The organism is Neoakkermansia glycaniphila, from assembly GCF_900097105.1.
GTDB lineage: Bacteria > Verrucomicrobiota > Verrucomicrobiia > Verrucomicrobiales > Akkermansiaceae > Akkermansia > Akkermansia glycaniphila.
In genome coordinates, this window is record NZ_LT629973.1 from 1,421,632 (window position 1) to 1,438,353 (window position 16,722).

Below are 16,722 nucleotides of genomic sequence, written 5' to 3' on the forward strand. Positions count from 1 at the left end.
GACAAAATGCAAAAAAAGAGTCGCAACACTATCGTAATATGCTATTCTAGGAAATGAACCAAAAAAAGAATTAAGCCCATGACTATCACCCTAATGCCACCACTCGTATCGGACCTTTGCGCTCCCATCAGCGGATTCATGCGGCCCCTGTCCGATTGCCGCGTTGCCAACATGACCTTGCGCGAATGGGTCACATCCCGTCTTGAGCTGGCGGGATTCGTCGTCATCAACCCCGAAGAGGCGAACAACCAATGCGTTCGTATCCCGATCGATCACATACCCGAGTATTCGACCCTCTACCTGCTTGCCCATGCCGTCGGGCCCAAGGCCCTGAAAACGCCCAAGGGTGAAATACTTGCATGGGTCAATACGCTGGATCCGATGAACTGCCCGAATTGCATCGTCACCGAAGCTCCGGCCCAGCATATCCGCTACCTGTGGGACATGCTGGACCTCAATGCCGAAATCCTTCGGAACATGCCGCAAACACCCGTTCGCGGCAGCATCAGCCACCTTGCTGCAGTGGATGGCCGCCTTCATTTGGGAGAAGGCTCAGTCATTCACCACGGCACTGTGATCGAAGGAGACGTCATCATCGGTAAAAACTGCAAGATCGGCCCGAACGCCTACATCCGCGGAGCCACATCCGTTGGCGACAACTGCGTGATCGGCCACGCCGTCGAAGTCAAAAACAGCATCATCTACGACAACACGCACATTGCTCACCTCAGCTATGTGGGAGATTCCATCGTAGGATCGCATGTCAATGTCGGTGCAGGATGCATCTTCTCGAACTACCGGCACGACGGACTGAACAACCAGATGATGGTCAATGGCGAACTGATCGACACCAAACATGACAAACTCGGAGCCATGGTCGGCGACGGCGTCAAACTCGGAGCGAACAGCGTGATTTGCCCCGGCCGTAAAATCGGACGAGGCCGGATGACCGATCCCGGCACGATCATCCGGCATGATATGGCTTGATCGCAGACGCACTGCTGCTTGACCAAATTCGGCTGGCTTGGATAGAGCCTGCAACTTCTTCCTGCCGAACGATTGACAGGATACGGATAGGCCTTTGTCGGGATATGGTGTATTCCATCATTATGTTCGAATATCGCCATACCTGCGGACTTGCCCGATACGGCAAAGAACGATACATTGCAGAAACGCGGTACATGAATGATCCTGTTCGCCGTGTGCATATGCCTTCTGCATGCACTGCCTGCGGCGCTGGCGATTTTCCGATACACCAATACATCCGATATGCCTCTCCGGATGCAGGAATGCTTTGAAAGGCTATTCAATTTCCCGTTTGGATCAATTATTCGTTTCCGTGCAGATAACGGGTACGCTTGCATTGAAAATAAGACCAGAGCATAAAACCGTCTGCACTCCTTTTTTCTCAATAATACTGTAAAACATTGTTTATTATATGGTTAATTTGCTTAATACAGACGGTAAATGATGTAATTCATGTCCGTTTAATACGGCTGGAAAAACACTTCGAATACAGGGAAACATGCTTCGAAAAGGCTGGAAACGTGCACTTTTGGTCTTACTGTAAGAAAAGCCGCCTGAAATTGACAGAACAGCTCGAATTCACTACTTTTAAATTGAAATTCTTCTGTCAACATGAACAAGCCCCTTACAATTATTCTTCTCGCAAGCTGCATATCTCTTTCGTATGGTAGCCAAAGTGACAATCTGCACTCCTTTTCGGCGGCAACGCAAATTGAGGAATTGACGGAATGGTCGCACAGTACAGTAACAAATCTGGGTTCCGGCCTTTGGAATGGAAACGGTTTTTCTTTCAATCTGCAACAATCCGAATGGCTGGCTCCTCCCGTCAGTACACCGAATGCAGGAACTGCCCTGGCCGATCAGGTATTCCTGAATTCGATCACCGTGAAAACACGAAGCACTGGCCAGGCTGCTGTGACAAACTGCTATGCTTATCTTTGCTCCATATCGGGAAGCAACATGGCGGTCATCAATATGTCGGATGTATTCAACATCCCCGCTACCAACAACACGACATTCACATTCAATTTCTCCCGGCCTTCCATCGTTGACAGCAATACGACGTATGGCATTCTGTTCTCGCAAAACGGTTCTTTTGCTTCGGGAAGCAGCATCACGCTGGGAGACGGGGTGCGTGTTGGCATGGCTCGTACGAATACGCTGAATACGACCTCCTCCGCAGGACAATTATTCAATTCCATTTCTATTGCACCAGCGGAAAATTATTCTCCTTATGTAAGTATCAATACATCGCAAATACCTGAGCCTGCATCGGCAATTCTTATGGTTCTGGGCGGTCTCGGCTTTTCGGTGCGCCGTCGCAGAATTTGATCGGGTACAGCCGGAGAATGGATAAAAAGGTATTTCGTTGCGTGGCGAAATACCGTTTTTTTGTTCAATATGGGAGGCGGATAGTGTTGCGCCTTGTCGGATCATCAAAACGATGAAAAAAGGACCAGAACATGAGTCTGTCTTCCCCCCGGTTTCCGCAAGAATATGATATAATACAATTTTTTCATACAAAATCAATGTGTTATGATAAATAAAAATGTCTTTCAAAACTTGATTTATGGCTGTTTGCATGTGACGGGAATATGCTGCGGATGCGCTGAAATGCGAATCCGACATCTGGAAAATGTACAACTCTGGTCTTATTGCAGAACAATCCGGCCGAGATTGACAGATTGAGCTGCATTGACTAATTTGGTTGGCGGTAACCCCCCTTTGAAGTACCATGCACAAAACCATTACAATTACACTTCTTGCAAGTTGCATGTCTCTTGCATATGGCAATCAGAACAACAGTTTGCAACCTTTTTCGTCAGCAACGCAAGTTGAGGAATTGACGCAATGGACGAGTGCTACGAAGGCGCTGGGTTCCGCAAATTGGAGTGGCGCAGGTTTCTCCTTCAATCTGCAACAGTCTGCATGGCTGGCGACTCCCACCAGCACACCGAATGCAGGAATGTCTTTGGCTGACCGGGTCTTTCTGAATTCGATCTCAATAAAGACGCGCAGCTCAAGTCAAGGCGCGGTGGCAAACTGCTATGCCTATCTTTGCACCATGTCGGGAAGCTCCATGACGGTGGTCAATATGTCGGATGTATTCAATGTTCCCGCTACAAACAATACGACATTCACGTTCAACTTCTCGCAACCTTCCATCATCGACAGCAATACGACGTATGCCATTCTGTTCTCGCAAAACAATTCTTTTGCTCCGAACAGCACCATGACATTGAGTGATGCCAAGGCTATTGGTATGGCGCGTACCAATACACAGAACACGGGCGCTTCGGCGGGCCAGCTGTTCAGTGGCACTTCGCTGACGCCGACAGGCGAAAACTACTCTCCTTATGTAAGTATCAATACATCGCAAATACCCGAACCAGCATCGGCAATGCTTATGGTTCTGGGCGGCCTCGGTTTTTCGATGCGCCGCCGCAGGGTGTGAAAGGATCAAGTGAACAATTGATCGAACGGCTTTTCGTTATATGGCGAAAAGCCGTTTTTGCATCATGTGTTCCGTGTTTGAAAACCGAAAATGGTATGGGAAAATCGTGGAGTTGCCCTTGTTGTACTGGTACGGATTGGCAGGCCGACGAAATACGTGCAGATCAAAAAAGGAAGCCCCGCAGCATACGGGGCTTCCTTTGCATGTGCCGGTGATATGCGGCAGGGGGATTTAGAAGCTGTAGCCTGCCCCGACACGGACGGTCTGCAGCACGGCATCCTTGCGGACCTCCAGCGTATAGCCGGCGTAGGTGCGCCAGTTCTCGTCGATTTGCAGTCCGGTCGCGTAATCGAGGATTCCGGCGTGGCGGCCGACATCGACTCCGCGGGTCTTCCATCCCTGCACCGTATTGGGCATGGATACGGTGCCGCTCGGATCGTGGCGGTACACATCGGGCGCATAGCTTAGGGAAAGGCTGTTATCCCACATCATCCCCTTCCCGACGCTATCGCTCCGGGAAATCGACACACCGATGGGCAGGGAAAGGTTTTCCAGCCTACCCTTGCCGAAATGGCGGGGATTCTCACCGGATTCGGTGAAAGAGTCCGAAGCCGCGGCGGTGTACTCCAGCCCGATGAAGGGGCTTGCCGTCCACGTCTTGTTCAGGGCGATATCCCATGCGAGGCGGCCGTCGAGCTGCCATGCCGCATTGTCCCACTTGCCCGTGCTGCTGCGCTCAAGCAAAGTATCGTACATGCGGATGGAGTTGGACGTATTGCCGTAGGCGGCGGAGAGGTTGTACCTCAGCGTGCCGCGCTTCTGCAGGTCGATCAGCCCTGCGCCGTACACGGCGCCCATCAGGCTGTTCTGCCTGTTGTTGGCGAAGTAGGAGCGGCTCGTATTCCTGCCCGAAACCTGCCCGAAGGCTGCGCCGAGCACATGATTGGAAGTCAGCTTGAAGTCGCCGCCGAGGGCATAGCCTCCGCCCTGGTAATCATAGCCGTCTGCCTGTCCGGCGGAACGCTGCATGCCGAAATCGCCGAGGCCGGAAAACCAGACATTGGATTTCCGTTCGGAAAGCAGCCGCTGGCTGCCGGATTGGTCGCGCACGGTGCCGGAAAGGGCCTGCGCATTGCTGGCGGTACTCCACAGAGAGTTGTAGACGGCACCGCCGCGGAACTCGTCCCACGGCAGGAAGACCCGCTCAGCCGTCCACTGACCTATCAGCGCATCGCCTTCCCAGCCCACAGTCCATACACCCTTGTAGCCGTGCTCGGGAAGCTCGGCGGCAGTATCGGAGAAATCGGTGCCGTTACGCGACCCCTGTACGTCATGTGCCAGTTCGACCTTGAGATCTTTGGACATGGTATCGGTCGCGGTATAGAGCTTGCCTCCGGCATCCTTGAGGGTGAGCGTACCGCCCAGAACGATAGCCGAAGCATCGAAACGCGTTGCCTTGCCATTCGGTCCCGTCAGGATGGAGCCGACATCGATACCGACGCCGTTCGCCAGGGAAAGCGTGCCGCTGTCCGCACGCAGAGAGGCGCCGGAGCGCAAAACGAAGCTGGCATTGCCATTCACGTTCCATTCACCCGCATGTACGGTAGAGTCTTCGCGCACATCGAGGAGGGCATTCCCGGAAAGATTCAGATGATCGGCCTTGAACAAAGCCTTCTCTTCGATCAGGAGCGTACCGTTACCCACAGCCGCTTCCTTGAGGCGGAAGGTGCGGGATGCCTGCACGCGGGCGGCGAACGCTTCGTCCGATTCGTCGGCAAGGCGTTCGAGCTGTGCAGAGCTGCTCCCCGAGAAGACGATGGTGCCCGTGCTGCCTTCCAGCGTATTGGCGGCAAGATGGGCATCCGCTGCAGCAATGCCTTCGTGGAAGGCAATGGTACGCCCACTGGTGGCTTGAAGCTCCAGCGAGGCAGGCAGGATGTTGCCGTCGGCGTCTGCCTTGTCGTTCAGGCCGATCGAGCGCATAATGTCGCCAGCCGCCGTTGAGACACGGTTGCCGGAGAACGTGATATCGCCATTGCCGGTTGAGAGGAAGAGCCTGCCGCCTTCCATGGTCACCGCGCCGCCTGCGTTGGCATAGGTGTCGCCGGTATTGTCGAGGGAGTTTCCGACGAAGAGGGTATTGCCGTTGCCGGTGAGGCTGACGTCGCCGCCAGCGGTCACAATCGCCCCGCCGCTGTTGTTTTCGAAGGCAACGGTGCCGTTATTCGACAGGGTGACACCGTCCTCGGCATAGATGGCGCCGCCGATGGCTGCCGTATTGCCGGTGAAGAGGACGGAGCCCGTGTTGCCCGACAGAGTGGCATGGTTGAGGGCGCAGATGGCACCGCCGGATTTGTCTGCCTTGTTTCCGGAGAAGAAGACGGAACCGTTATTATTCGACAAGGTGGCATTACCCTCGGCGTAGATAGCGCCACCGCTGCCGATGGTCACCGAATTTCCGGTGAAGAAAATGGAGCCGGTATTGTCCGACAAAGTGGCATCGCTGTAGGTGCAGATGGCGCCTCCGTGGCCATTGGTTACCATATTGTCGGAGAAGGAGACGCCGCCGTTGTTCGACAGGGTGACATAGAGGTCGGAGAAGATGGCTCCGCCACGACCTCTGCCCACCACATTACCTGAGAAAGAAACGGAGCCGTTACCCGACAGAGTAACATCGTTTCTGGTGTAGATGGCTCCTCCATGACCATTAACCGCTATATTGTTGGAAAAGGAGACGCTCCCGATATTGTTCGACAGGGTGACCTTGCCGAAGGTGAAAATGGCACCACCAGTACCGCTAGCCGCCGAATTTCCGGAGAATGCGACGAATCCATTGTCTGATAGGGTGACATTTCCAGAGGAGAAGATGGCACCGCCGAGGCCGGAGGTTGACAAATTTCCGGCGAAGGAGACGGCGCCGTTGCCCGACAGGGTGATCGGGCCTGCCTTGGCATAGATGGCGCCTCCGTCGCTGCGTGTCTTGTTGTTTTCGAAGGAAACGACCCCGGTGTTATTGGAAAGAGTGGCGGTGCTCTCGGTGCAGATGGCGCCTCCATGACCTTTACCTGCCGAATTTCCGAAGAAGAGGACGTTCCCTGTATTGTTCGACAGGGTAACACCGCTATCGGCGAAAATTGCACCGCCACTGGCGTTGTCTGCCGAATTGTTGGAGAAAGAAACGGATCCGTTATCCGACAGGTTGACAGCCCCCTTGGTGAAGATGGTACCTCCAAGGCCATTAACCGCAGAATTTCCGGAGAAAGAGACGGCACCGTTGCCGGACAGGGTGATTTTGCCGGTGTTGGCGTAGATGGCTCCACCATTGGTGCGCACCTTATTATTTTCGAAGGAAACGACCCCGGCGTTGTTGGAAAGCGTGACGTGGCCCTCAGTGTTGATGGCGCCCCCGTTGCCGCTGCTGCTCAAGGCAGCCGAATTGCCGGAGAAGGTGACGGATCCGGCATTGTTCGACAGAGTAACGCCGCCCAAGCCGATGATGGCGCCGCCGCTGCTTCTGGCCGACGAGTTGTTTGTGAAGGCGATATTGCCGGTGTTATCGGACAGGGTGACTTGGCCGGTGGCGAAAATAGCTCCGCCTTTACCATTGCCGCTATTTTTTGAGGCCGAATTTCCGGAAAATATGATGGTGCCGGTGTTGTTCGACAGGGTGACTGCACCATTGGCGTAGATGGCACCGCCGCCGCCGATGGACGCCTCGTTGCCGGAGAAGGAGATGGCACCGTTACGCGACAGTGTGACTTGGTCATTGGAAAAGATGGCACCGCCATTGCCTTTGGCCGCCTTGTTGTTTTCAAAGGAAACTTTGCCAATGTTATCTGTCATGGTGATCTTACCTGCAGAGTAAATGGCGCCACCCAACCCTGCGGCAGATGTGTTGCCGGAGAATAAGACGGAGCCGTTACCAGTCAGTGTAACGTCGCCGGTGTCCGTGTAGATGGCGCTGCCGTTGTAGATCGACGAGTTGCCGGAGAAGGAGACGGAACCGTTATTCGACAGGGTAGCATTGCTTCCGGCAGAGATGGCGCCGCCGTTACCGACACCGTAGCCCGTGCTCTTGGGTGCCGCATTGCCGGAGAATGAAACGGCACCGTTGCCCGACAGAATGACGTTGCCTAAAGCATAGATGGCGCCCCCGCTGCCGTAGACCGCCGAGTTGTTTTCAAAAGAGACGATGCCGGTATTATTCGACAGGTTGACATCAGCGGCGGAGTATATGGCTCCTCCGTGGTCATTGGTTGTTGAGTTTCCTGAGAAAGAGACGGAACCGTTGCCAGCCAAAGTGATGTCGCCGGTGTTGGCGCAAATGGCACCTCCACCGTTGACTGCCTTATTGTTTCCGAAGAAAACGGTACCGTTGCCTGACAAAGTAGCGTCTGTGTCGACGAAGATGGCGCCGCCAGCGCTGTTCGCCGAGTTTCCAGAGAAGGTGATGGTACCGTTGTCCAATAAGGTGGTATCGCCGTAGACGCAGATAGCGCCACCGCAGATATTTGCTGAATTTCCTGAGAAAGAGACGGAGCCGTTATTCGACAGAGTGGCATTGCTGGAGGCGCAGATGGCTCCACCATTACCTCTAATCGTTGAGTTACCCGAGAAGGAGACAGCAGAGGTATTGCCCGACAAAGTGACCTGAGCGAGGGAGAAAACGGCACCGCCATTGTTGTACGACGAATTGGTAGAAAAAGAGACGGTGCCGTTGTTTGAGAAGGTTGCGTCACCTTCGCTGTAGATTGCTCCACCGACCGCTCGGTTCGCCGAGTTGTTTGTGAAAGAGACGGAACCGTTGTCCGACAGAATAATATTGTTGGTGTAGATGGCGCCGCCGGAGCCGCCTGCCGCGTAGTTTTTTTCGAAGGAGATAATACCGTTACCCAAGAGGATAGTATCGCCCTTGGTGCAGATGGCGCCGCCGAGATTGCCGCTCGACCAGTTTTTTTCAAAGGAGACGGAACCGTTGTTCGACAGAGTAATATTGTCGGCGTAAATAGCGCCGCTATAATATCCTGTTTGTCCTGAATAGGTAATTTCCCCCTTGTCTGTTTCGACGTGATCGGCGGCAGATGAAGGGAGGGTGAACAGTGCCGCCATGACGGCAGCCAAAAGAGGAAGGGGCAGTTTTAATTTCATAATCAATGATTTTATGGTAATCGGGATATTTCTGTTTATCCTGATTCCCCAGTATGTCCAATCAAACTGTTATTGTCAACAAATAATTATATTCTTTTATGAATCAGCGTTTTATACAAAAAACAAATTTTTTCATAAAAGAGAAAACTTTCATCCAGTATTCATCACCAATAAGATATGATGATGAAAAAATGTCGAATATCGATACGTGCGAGATGAAATGCTGCAAAAAATAGGCATTTATGCCACTTTTTCCCCTTACAGGTTTTGCGGGAGGCGGGTTTGGAAGCTTTTTTCACGGCGCGGGCCTTGCGCGGTTCTCCGGAGGCGGGAGCGGCGGACGGTGCGCCGGGTTGCGCGGCGGGCGTTTCCTTTTCCGGTGCGGCTGCGCTGCGGGAAGGCATGGCGGGGGGAAGCAGGAGGGTGGCCGCGCGCCGGGCGTCGTCGGCATATTGATTCCATGCCGTTTCGGCTTGTCCGGAAGTGGCGGACCGGGCTTCCATGGCTGCGACGTGGGCGGTGGTGAGGGCGCGGGTGAACAGGGAAATTTCGCCGTCTTCACGCGCCCGGTTGCCCGTGGAGGGTTGGGTGAACTGCTGCTGGAGCCTGGAGGCCATCAGAAGGGAGTTTTGCGCTCGGGACACATCGTTTGCCCTGCCCTGCCCTGCGGCGACGGCATAGGCCTTCAGAAGCCCGTAAAACGTATCGGCAGGAAGAGGGTTCGCAGCGGCGCGTCCGGAACCGGCCAGTTTGTCCCATTCCGCCAGTTTCTCCTTGTCGTAGGGGCGGTGGGCGGCAATCATGAGGCGCAGCGGCAAGGTGCGGATTTCCCACCGCCGGATCGCGGAGCCGGGGGCGGCGGAGTGCCTGTCTGCATAGGGTTGCAGCAGCAGTTTCCGCATGATGGCGTCCGCATCCGCATCCCGGTGGCGGCACCACATTGTTGTGGCGAGGTAGAGCATGGAGCGGAGGTAGCCGTCGCTCCGGTCGTACGTTCTTCCGTTTTTGCCGCCGGAGGCGTACTGTTCGTCCCGGGCCTTGAAGAGTTCGGCGGCGCGCAGGAATTCCGCCTGCGCTTCTTCCAGCCGGCCGTTACGGAAGAGGAGGTGGCCGAGCAAGTGATGGGAGACGGGGTGGCTGGGCGCGAGTTCGACGACTTTCCGTGCTGCGCCGAGGGCTGCCTCGGATGCCTGGGGTGCCGTTTCTTCGAGGAGGGCGCGGATGAAGCAGAAGGCGTGTTTGTCCGGGTGTTCCTTCAGCAGGGCATCGGCGGCTTGAATGGCCTCCGTCTGGCCGCTGCGGGGCAGCCCGAGATCGTCGTAGCCGTCTCGCACCAGCAGGATGTGGAAGAGCCTGGCCAAGGGGTCTCCCCGGAAGCGTTCGGCGAGCATTTTCGCCGAGGCTGTTGCCTCTGTCGCGCTGCCCCGCAGGAGGGCGGCCAGCACGGAGGCGTAGCCTTTTTCCCGGGGAAGCAGCCTGCCCTGCTCTTCCAGGATGCCGAGAGCAGCCAGCGAGGCATCCCGCTCGGCCTTGCGCGAAGGATCCTGCAAGGTGCTCATGGCGAGCCCCCAATGAGCCATGGCGCAGGCGCGGTCGTACCGGAGGACTTCCGAGAAATGGCGGTACGCTTCTTCATCCCAGTAGCAGACGAGGTCGTGCAGCCCTGCCAGCACTTCATCCTGAAGGGCGGCGTCCGGCGTGTCTACGACGAAGGAGAAGGAGGAGGGAGCCTCCCATGCGGGAGGAGCTTCCGTGCCCTGCTCCGCTGCATGGAGCGGGAGGGAGGCGAGCAGGAAGGCACAGGCGGTGCGGATGTTCACGGTGTCGGGTGGGGTGAGGCGATGGGGAACCGGGAAAGCGGGCTGCTGCAGCCTTTCCCGGTTCGGTTTGATGGGGATTGTCTGCCGCCCGTGCAAGTACGGGCGGCAGACCGGAGGATTACATCCTGTCGGGCATGTGGATGCCCAGCAGGGCCATGCCCTGCTTCAATACCCTGCTCGTGAGCTCGCACAGCGCGAGGCGCGAGGCGCGCACGGCTCCTTCCGAGCGCAGCACCGGGCAGGCTTCGTAGAAGGAGTGGAAGGCGCGGGCAAGGTCGAAGAGGTACCCGGCGAGTACGTTCGGGCGGCAGTCGTCCAGCACAGAGGGGACGATTTCGCCGAAGCGGACGAGCATGCGCGCCAGATGGATTTCAGCGTCTTCCGTGAGGGTGAGGGATTCCGGCAGCGCGGCGTCGCCTTCCACCTTGCGGAAGATGGAGCGCACGCGCACGTAGGAGTTCTGGAGGTAAGGGGCGGTATCGCCCTGCAGGGCGAGCATCTTGTCCCAGTCGAACACGTAGTCCGTCATGCGGTTCTGGGAAAGTTCAGCGAATTTGACGGCGCCGATGCCTACGGCGCGGGAGACGGCTTCACGCTCTTCGGCGGGCATGTCGGGGCTCTTTTCGTCGATCACCTTCCCTGCCCGTTCGATGGCTTCGTCCAATACGTCCTGAAGGGAGACGGTGTCGCCGGAGCGTGTCTTGAAGGGGCGGCGGTCCGAACCGAGGATGGAGCCGAAGGCGACGTGGCGGAAGTCGCCCGTGATGCCGCGCATGCGCTCGACGTCGAAGATTTGGCGGAAGTGCTGTGCCTGCGGTGCGCCGACCACGTACCAGATGGCATCTGCCTGCCACACCTTTGTGCGGAAGTCGAGCGTGGCGAGGTCGGTCGTGGCGTAGAGGAAGCCGCCGTCCGCCTTGCGCACGATGCACGGGATGGGTTTCCATTCGCCTTTTTCCTGCACGAGGAAGGGATCGTCCTGCGGCTTGAGGGTGCCATCCGAGAAGACGCAGATGGCGCCTTCGCTCTCGCGGGCGAGGCCGGAGGCGATCATCTCGTCCACGAGCGGAGCGAGGGCGTCGTTATAGGCGCTTTCTCCGAGCCAGTAGTCGAAGTGGATGTCGAGCTGGTCGTAAATTTTTTCGAGGCCGGATTTCGAGACGGCGACGCAGCGTTCCCAGATGGCGAGGTTTTCGGCGTCGCCGCTCTGGAGCTTCACCAGCTCGGCCTTGCAGACCGGAAGCAGTTCCGGCTTTTCCTTGCAGAGAGCGTTCACTTCCTTATAGACGCGCAGCAGCTCCTCAATGGGGTTGTCGGCCAGAGCCTGTTCGTTCAGGATGTTTTTCCATCCCCAGAGGATCATGCCGAACTGCGTGCCCCAGTCGCCGATATGGTTATCGGTGATCACATTGTGGCCCATGAAGCGGGCAATGCGGGCGAGGGCGTCGCCGATGATGGTGGAGCGGATGTGGCCGACGTGCATCGGTTTGGCGACGTTCGGCGCGGAGAAGTCGATGACGATGGTCTTCGGTTCGGCGGCAGCGGGTACGCCGAGGCGGTCGTCCTGCAGCATGGCGGAGGCGCAGGAGGCGAAGAACTCAGGCTTGAGGCGGAAATTGAGGAAGCCCGGCCCGGCGATCTCCATCGTGCAGATGGGCATGTCTCCCATGGCGTCGATGACTGCCTGCGCCAGTGCGCGGGGGTTCATGCGCGCCTGCTTGGCCAGCACCATGGCGGCATTGCACTGGTAATCGCCGAAGCGCAGATCCTGCGAGACGGCGACCGCAGGGGCGAACCCTTCGGGCAGGGCGTCGCCGAGAGCGGCTTTCAGGGCAGGGGCCAATTTTTCTTCAAGTCGTGCCGGGATTGTCATGACAGCGCTATATACCTTGCTCCGGCCTGCGGGTCAAGAGTGCAGTCTGTCCGCGCCTTCAAAACAGTGGAGAGGATGGCAGCTCTCGCCCGGACGGTGGAGCGGCCTGTGCGGAGCAGGGCGTTTGCGCGGCGCCGGTCAGAACGATGCACGCACGGCCGCCATGTACTGCCATCCGGTGAAGCCCTTGTCGCCCACGGCATCGCGCCCGCGCGAGTAGATATATTCCGTGCCGACCATCAGCTTCGTCTGATGGGGGCTGGCGGGGCAGAGGAAGAAGTTCATCCCGGCGTACACGCCGTGCAGGGCATCGCTGACAGGGGAGTAATCCGCATTCGTGCCGTAGTAACGGAGGTCGGAGCGAACGCCGTTTCGCCCGAACGAACACTGGTAGCGGAAGACGGCCTGTGTTCGTTCGCCGATGCGGTAAGTGGGAATGAAGGCGAGGCCGAATACGTTGTTGCCGCCTTCGGCTCTCTTTTTATCGAGGCCGATGGTGTTGAAGCCGGCCATGGCTTCGCTCATCAGCTCGAAGCGGCCGTCCGTATAAGTGTGTGTGAAGGCCAGCACGTCCACTGCACCCATACCCTGATAGCAGAATGGGGAAGGGGAGGCCACATCCGTGAACTCGTGGGTCCAGTCCAGATGGAATCGGTTGTTCGCATCCGCTGCATAGATGAGGGAAAGGGCGGTGAAGCAACCCGTCGAGGAATTGAAGACGGGTTCGATGCGCGACTGCCCGGAGCCGGGGCCGTCGTTGCCGTTCAGGTACACGCCCGTCTGCCAGCCGAAGCGTTCGGTAAAGGGTGCCGCCCCTCCCGACGATCGGCAGTTTTTCCACGGCTCCGCATTGTGCCGCCATTCGATGCCGTAATTCATATATGCGCTCAGCTGGTTCACCAGCGCGGAACGTTCGATCGTTTCGATGGCGGATGAGGAGAGCCTGTACTCGCCCGTGTAGCCGGGCTTGATCTTGCCTATATAAAGAGTGTCGCGGCTGCCGAGTTCCGACTTCAGGTAAAACTCGAAGAGCATCCAGTGTTGAGACGGTGCATCCCAGTTGTCGGATGTGTAACGGTAGCGCGTATTCACGCCGCCGATCTCCCAGTTGTTCACGAACGTGAATCTGTCGAACAGCTTGGCGGAGCATCCGAGGTACAGGCGGCGCCATTCCAGATTCCCCCGGCGGCTGTTTCCGTCGTTACAGCCGCGCACGCGTTGCCCGCCCCCGGCGGGGTCGAGATAGGCGCCCTGATACTGGGCGCAGAGTGTGACCCTGAAATCCTGAATCACGGGGTTCTCCAAATGGTCGCGTTTGGCATCGAACCAATGGAAATATTCCTTCACCTGCGAGCACAGGGCAGTGTTCCCATTCGCCGGAACGGATGCTTTCGAGATGGCCTGATTGCCGGCCCCGGCGGAGAGGGCGGGCAGGGAGGCTTCCCCGGCGAGGGCGGAGCCGATGAGAGGCAGTGCGGGGAGAAGGCGGCGGAGATGGGAGAGGTGCGTGCGTTGCATGGAACAGGTGAGAGGTCGTTCGTCGTGCGCGACCATACACCATCTGGCGGCGGCAGGGAAGGGAAAATCTGAAATGTTCCACGTGGAACACGGATTTGGCGTACCATAATGCGGAAATTGCGCCAAAACGGCTGAAAAAGCATCGAAAATGCGGATCAAATGATATGAGAATATGGGTATGTAAGTGATAAAAGGCGGTGAATTCGGGCAAATTCGGGTAAAAAATGGTGTTTATGCATCAAATGATTCGCAAAAGAGAAAATGAGTGGGTTCAAAGGGGGGGGGGAATGGCAGTGGGTGAGCGCAAGACGGGGAGCGTGGGAGAGTGTGACGTGTGGCGTATTCTGCCGTCCGGGTAAAAAGTTCCACGTGGAACAAAACGAGTCGCCCTCCCCCATCGCGCCAATGGCCGGGGAGGAATGTCGGTACGGTCTGCACCGCGTGCGCCGGAGTGCCGATGTGGTGGAGGCGGTGTGGCGCGGCGTGGTCTGGTGTGTATCGGCGAGAGGAGGAGTGGGGGTTCCTGTTCTCCTGCCCGGATTCTCCGCTTGTTCGGGGTGCGGTTTTCGCGTCTTTCTTTTGCCGTGCGGGTGCGCTTTTCGGTACGGACGGGCCTCGCCGGAAACGCTGCGCTGACTTTGAAAAGAATCGCTTTCCTTGCTTCCCGGTGGTATAGATGGGGTATCATAAAACCAGCCATGACGACACAAGGAAAAGTTTACCTGCTCGGCGCCGGTCCCGGCGATCCCTCCCTGATGACTCTGCGCGGCAAGGAGCTTGTCGAACGCGCCGACTGCCTCGTGTACGACGCTCTCGTCGCGCCCGAGATTCTGGCGTGGAGCAAGCCTTCCTGCGTGCGCGTGTATGTGGGCAAGCGCGCTTCCCGGCATGCGATGGCGCAGGAGGACATCAACAGATTACTCGTCGAGACATCGAAGCAATACGCATGCGTCGTCCGCCTCAAGGGCGGTGATCCCTACGTTTTCGGACGCGGCGGTGAAGAGGCCGATGTGCTCTCCGCGGAAAAGGTGCCCTTTGAAGTGGTGTCCGGCATCAGCTCCGCCATCGCGGGGCCGGGCTACGCGGGTATACCCGTGACGCACCGGGAATACTGCACGCAGTTCACCGTGTTCACCGGGCATGAGAATCCGGACAAGGGCGAAAGTACTCTGGATGTCGAAGGCATTGCCCGCGCACAGGGCACGAAGGTCATGCTGATGGGCATGAGCAGCCTCCGGGAAACGCTGGCCCGCCTCGTCGAGGCAGGGCAGAAGAAGAGCACGCCCGCCGCCGTGATCCAGTGGGCGACGACGGGTCGCCAGCGCAGCGTGACGGGTACGGTGGGCACTCTGGCCGACAAGGCGGAGAAAACCGGGCTGGGTGCGCCCGCCATCGTTGTGATCGGCGATGTGGTGAAGGAAGCCTCGAAGCTCGACTGGTACCAGAAGCTGCCCCTTTTCGGCAAGCGCATCGTCGTGACGCGCACGCGCGAGCAGATCGGCGGATTGAGCCGCCAGCTGCGCGAACTCGGCGCGGATGTGATCGAACTGCCGACCATCCGCATCACCGACCCCAGCGACCGGCAGGCCTTTGCCGAGAGCGTCGTCGATTGCCACACGTATGACTGGCTGATCTTTACCAGCCCGAACGGCGTGAAACGTTTCTTCGAGGCGTTCTTTGCCGTGTACAGCGATATCCGCTGCATCGGCGGCGCACGCATCGCTGCCATCGGCAAGGCGACGGAAGCCGCTCTCAAGGCGCATGGACTCGCTACCGACATCATGCCGAAAAAGGCCGTCGCGGAAGAACTCGTCAAGGAGTTTGCCCGGCAGAAGGAGCGTGTGCGCGGCATCGAGCATACGACGATGCTGTGGGTACACGGCGAGAAATCGCGCGAAGTCATCGCCCGCGAGCTTTCCGCCGCCGGGGCGATCGTGGACGAGTGCCTTGCCTACAACACGGTACCCGAGACCGAAGATACGACGGGTGCGCAGGCAAGGCTGCGCGAAGAAGGCGCGGATATCATCACCTTCACCAGTTCCAGCACGGTAGAGAATTTCCTGGCTCTCGGAATTCCTCTTCCCGATACATGCAAGATCGTCAGCATCGGCCCCATCACGACCGCGACTCTGCACGAGAACGGTCTCAAGCCTGCCGCCGAGGCGAAGGAACACGATATTCCCGGACTCGTGGCCGCCATCAGGAAACTCAAGTAATACGGAAGGAACAGTTTGTTCCGAACCATGCGGGCCGCTGCGGAAAATATCCCTGCGGCCCGTTTTGCATGGCGGCAGGCATGTATGCTATCGGTTAGCGGGCATGGTTCGGAAAACCTCGAAAAGACTTGCATTGTTGCCGCAAATACGGTATATACATCATCAGCTGCTGTGTTCGTGAATGGTTACATGGTCCGGACCGTTAATGAACATACAAGGGAGCCAAAGATTCGGGTTTAATGAACCGTCCCTTGAGGATACTTCAGAGAATGCGACGCGGCGCCCACTTACTGAGTACGGGAACGTGACTCAAAGCCATGACGGCACAGCGGTGTTTTTTTTGCGGTTCGTTGTTTGGAAGGAATGCTGCCTTTTCTTGAAAGAGACCGGTGTTTTCGTGCGTTGATGATGAATTCTGGTTCAGCATACGTATTTGCCCGGAGGATGGAAAAGCGCGGTGATGATGGTTCTGATCCCGGCCTGTGTTTGCGAAGCTGTACCGGATACGCGGAACGCTGAATAAATCGTCTGGTATCTGGGCGCGGTGTGGGATCAGGCGTTGCCCGTGCGGTCGGCAAGGGAATGGGAGGATCGTATTGCTGATTTTACCGCTTCGGCCAGGGAGCCGCTGCGTGTGCAGTTCTGCAAGGCAGGAGAGGCAGAAGG

The 16,722-nt window shown here is 57.3% G+C and carries 8 protein-coding genes and 1 other RNA gene; 5 read left to right on the forward strand and 4 right to left on the reverse strand.

The annotated features are described in order from the left end of the window. The first annotated feature begins 78 nt into the window (after positions 1-78). From PYTT_RS05980 to PYTT_RS12990, 3 genes are all read left to right on the forward strand, one after another. Positions 79-987: a DapH/DapD/GlmU-related protein gene (locus PYTT_RS05980; RefSeq protein WP_083076772.1), complete on the forward strand. Its 909-nt coding sequence runs from the start codon at positions 79-81 to the stop codon at positions 985-987. A gap of 651 nt (positions 988-1,638) precedes the next feature. Then, on the forward strand, positions 1,639-2,358 hold the full coding sequence (locus PYTT_RS12985) for a PEP-CTERM sorting domain-containing protein (RefSeq protein ID WP_083076769.1): 720 nt from the start codon (positions 1,639-1,641) through the stop codon (positions 2,356-2,358). A gap of 403 nt (positions 2,359-2,761) precedes the next feature. Then, on the forward strand, positions 2,762-3,481 hold the full coding sequence (locus tag PYTT_RS12990) for a PEP-CTERM sorting domain-containing protein (protein WP_083076767.1): 720 nt from the start codon (positions 2,762-2,764) through the stop codon (positions 3,479-3,481). 231 nt (positions 3,482-3,712) lie between these two features. Here the strand turns inward: PYTT_RS12990 and PYTT_RS06005 are convergent, their stop codons facing one another. The 4 genes from PYTT_RS06005 to PYTT_RS06020 all read right to left on the reverse strand — a co-directional run bounded on the left by PYTT_RS06005 (position 3,713) and on the right by PYTT_RS06020 (position 13,840). Continuing rightward, positions 3,713-8,629, reverse strand: a complete 4,917-nt coding sequence (locus PYTT_RS06005) for an autotransporter domain-containing protein (protein ID WP_071133327.1) — start codon at positions 8,627-8,629, stop codon at positions 3,713-3,715. Positions 8,630-8,793: 164 nt separating this feature from the next. Continuing rightward, the gene (locus PYTT_RS06010; RefSeq protein ID WP_141675817.1) at positions 8,794-10,449 is read right to left on the reverse strand and encodes a tetratricopeptide repeat protein; all 1,656 of its coding nucleotides are present in this window, start codon (positions 10,447-10,449) and stop codon (positions 8,794-8,796) included. Positions 10,450-10,567: 118 nt separating this feature from the next. Beyond that, positions 10,568-12,322 (reverse strand): arginine--tRNA ligase, encoded by a 1,755-nt coding sequence (argS, locus tag PYTT_RS06015; protein WP_067776016.1) that lies wholly within the window; start codon positions 12,320-12,322, stop codon positions 10,568-10,570. A 138-nt stretch (positions 12,323-12,460) separates the two neighbouring features. Further along, positions 12,461-13,840, reverse strand: a complete 1,380-nt coding sequence (locus tag PYTT_RS06020) for a porin (protein ID WP_172801775.1) — start codon at positions 13,838-13,840, stop codon at positions 12,461-12,463. 698 nt (positions 13,841-14,538) lie between these two features. On the opposite strand from PYTT_RS06020, the gene cobA reads away from it, so the two are divergent. Both cobA and ssrS read left to right on the forward strand, forming a co-directional pair. Beyond that, positions 14,539-16,056, forward strand: a complete 1,518-nt coding sequence (gene cobA, locus PYTT_RS06025) for a uroporphyrinogen-III C-methyltransferase (protein ID WP_067776010.1) — start codon at positions 14,539-14,541, stop codon at positions 16,054-16,056. A 160-nt stretch (positions 16,057-16,216) separates the two neighbouring features. Further along, positions 16,217-16,395, forward strand: a non-coding RNA gene (ssrS, locus tag PYTT_RS06030) — 6S RNA. Positions 16,396-16,722: the final 327 nt, after the last annotated feature.

Bases quoted from the DNA above. Each gene is read 5' to 3' on its own strand.
- PYTT_RS05980 (WP_083076772.1), top strand. From the start codon at position 79: ATGACTATCACCCTAATGCCACCACTCGTATCGGACCTTTGCGCTCCC.
- PYTT_RS12985 (WP_083076769.1), top strand. From the start codon at position 1,639: ATGAACAAGCCCCTTACAATTATTCTTCTCGCAAGCTGCATATCTCTT.
- PYTT_RS12990 (WP_083076767.1), top strand. From the start codon at position 2,762: ATGCACAAAACCATTACAATTACACTTCTTGCAAGTTGCATGTCTCTT.
- PYTT_RS06005 (WP_071133327.1), bottom strand. From the start codon at position 8,629: ATGAAATTAAAACTGCCCCTTCCTCTTTTGGCTGCCGTCATGGCGGCA.
- argS (WP_067776016.1), bottom strand. From the start codon at position 12,322: ATGACAATCCCGGCACGACTTGAAGAAAAATTGGCCCCTGCCCTGAAA.
- PYTT_RS06020 (WP_172801775.1), bottom strand. From the start codon at position 13,840: ATGCAACGCACGCACCTCTCCCATCTCCGCCGCCTTCTCCCCGCACTG.
- cobA (WP_067776010.1), top strand. From the start codon at position 14,539: ATGACGACACAAGGAAAAGTTTACCTGCTCGGCGCCGGTCCCGGCGAT.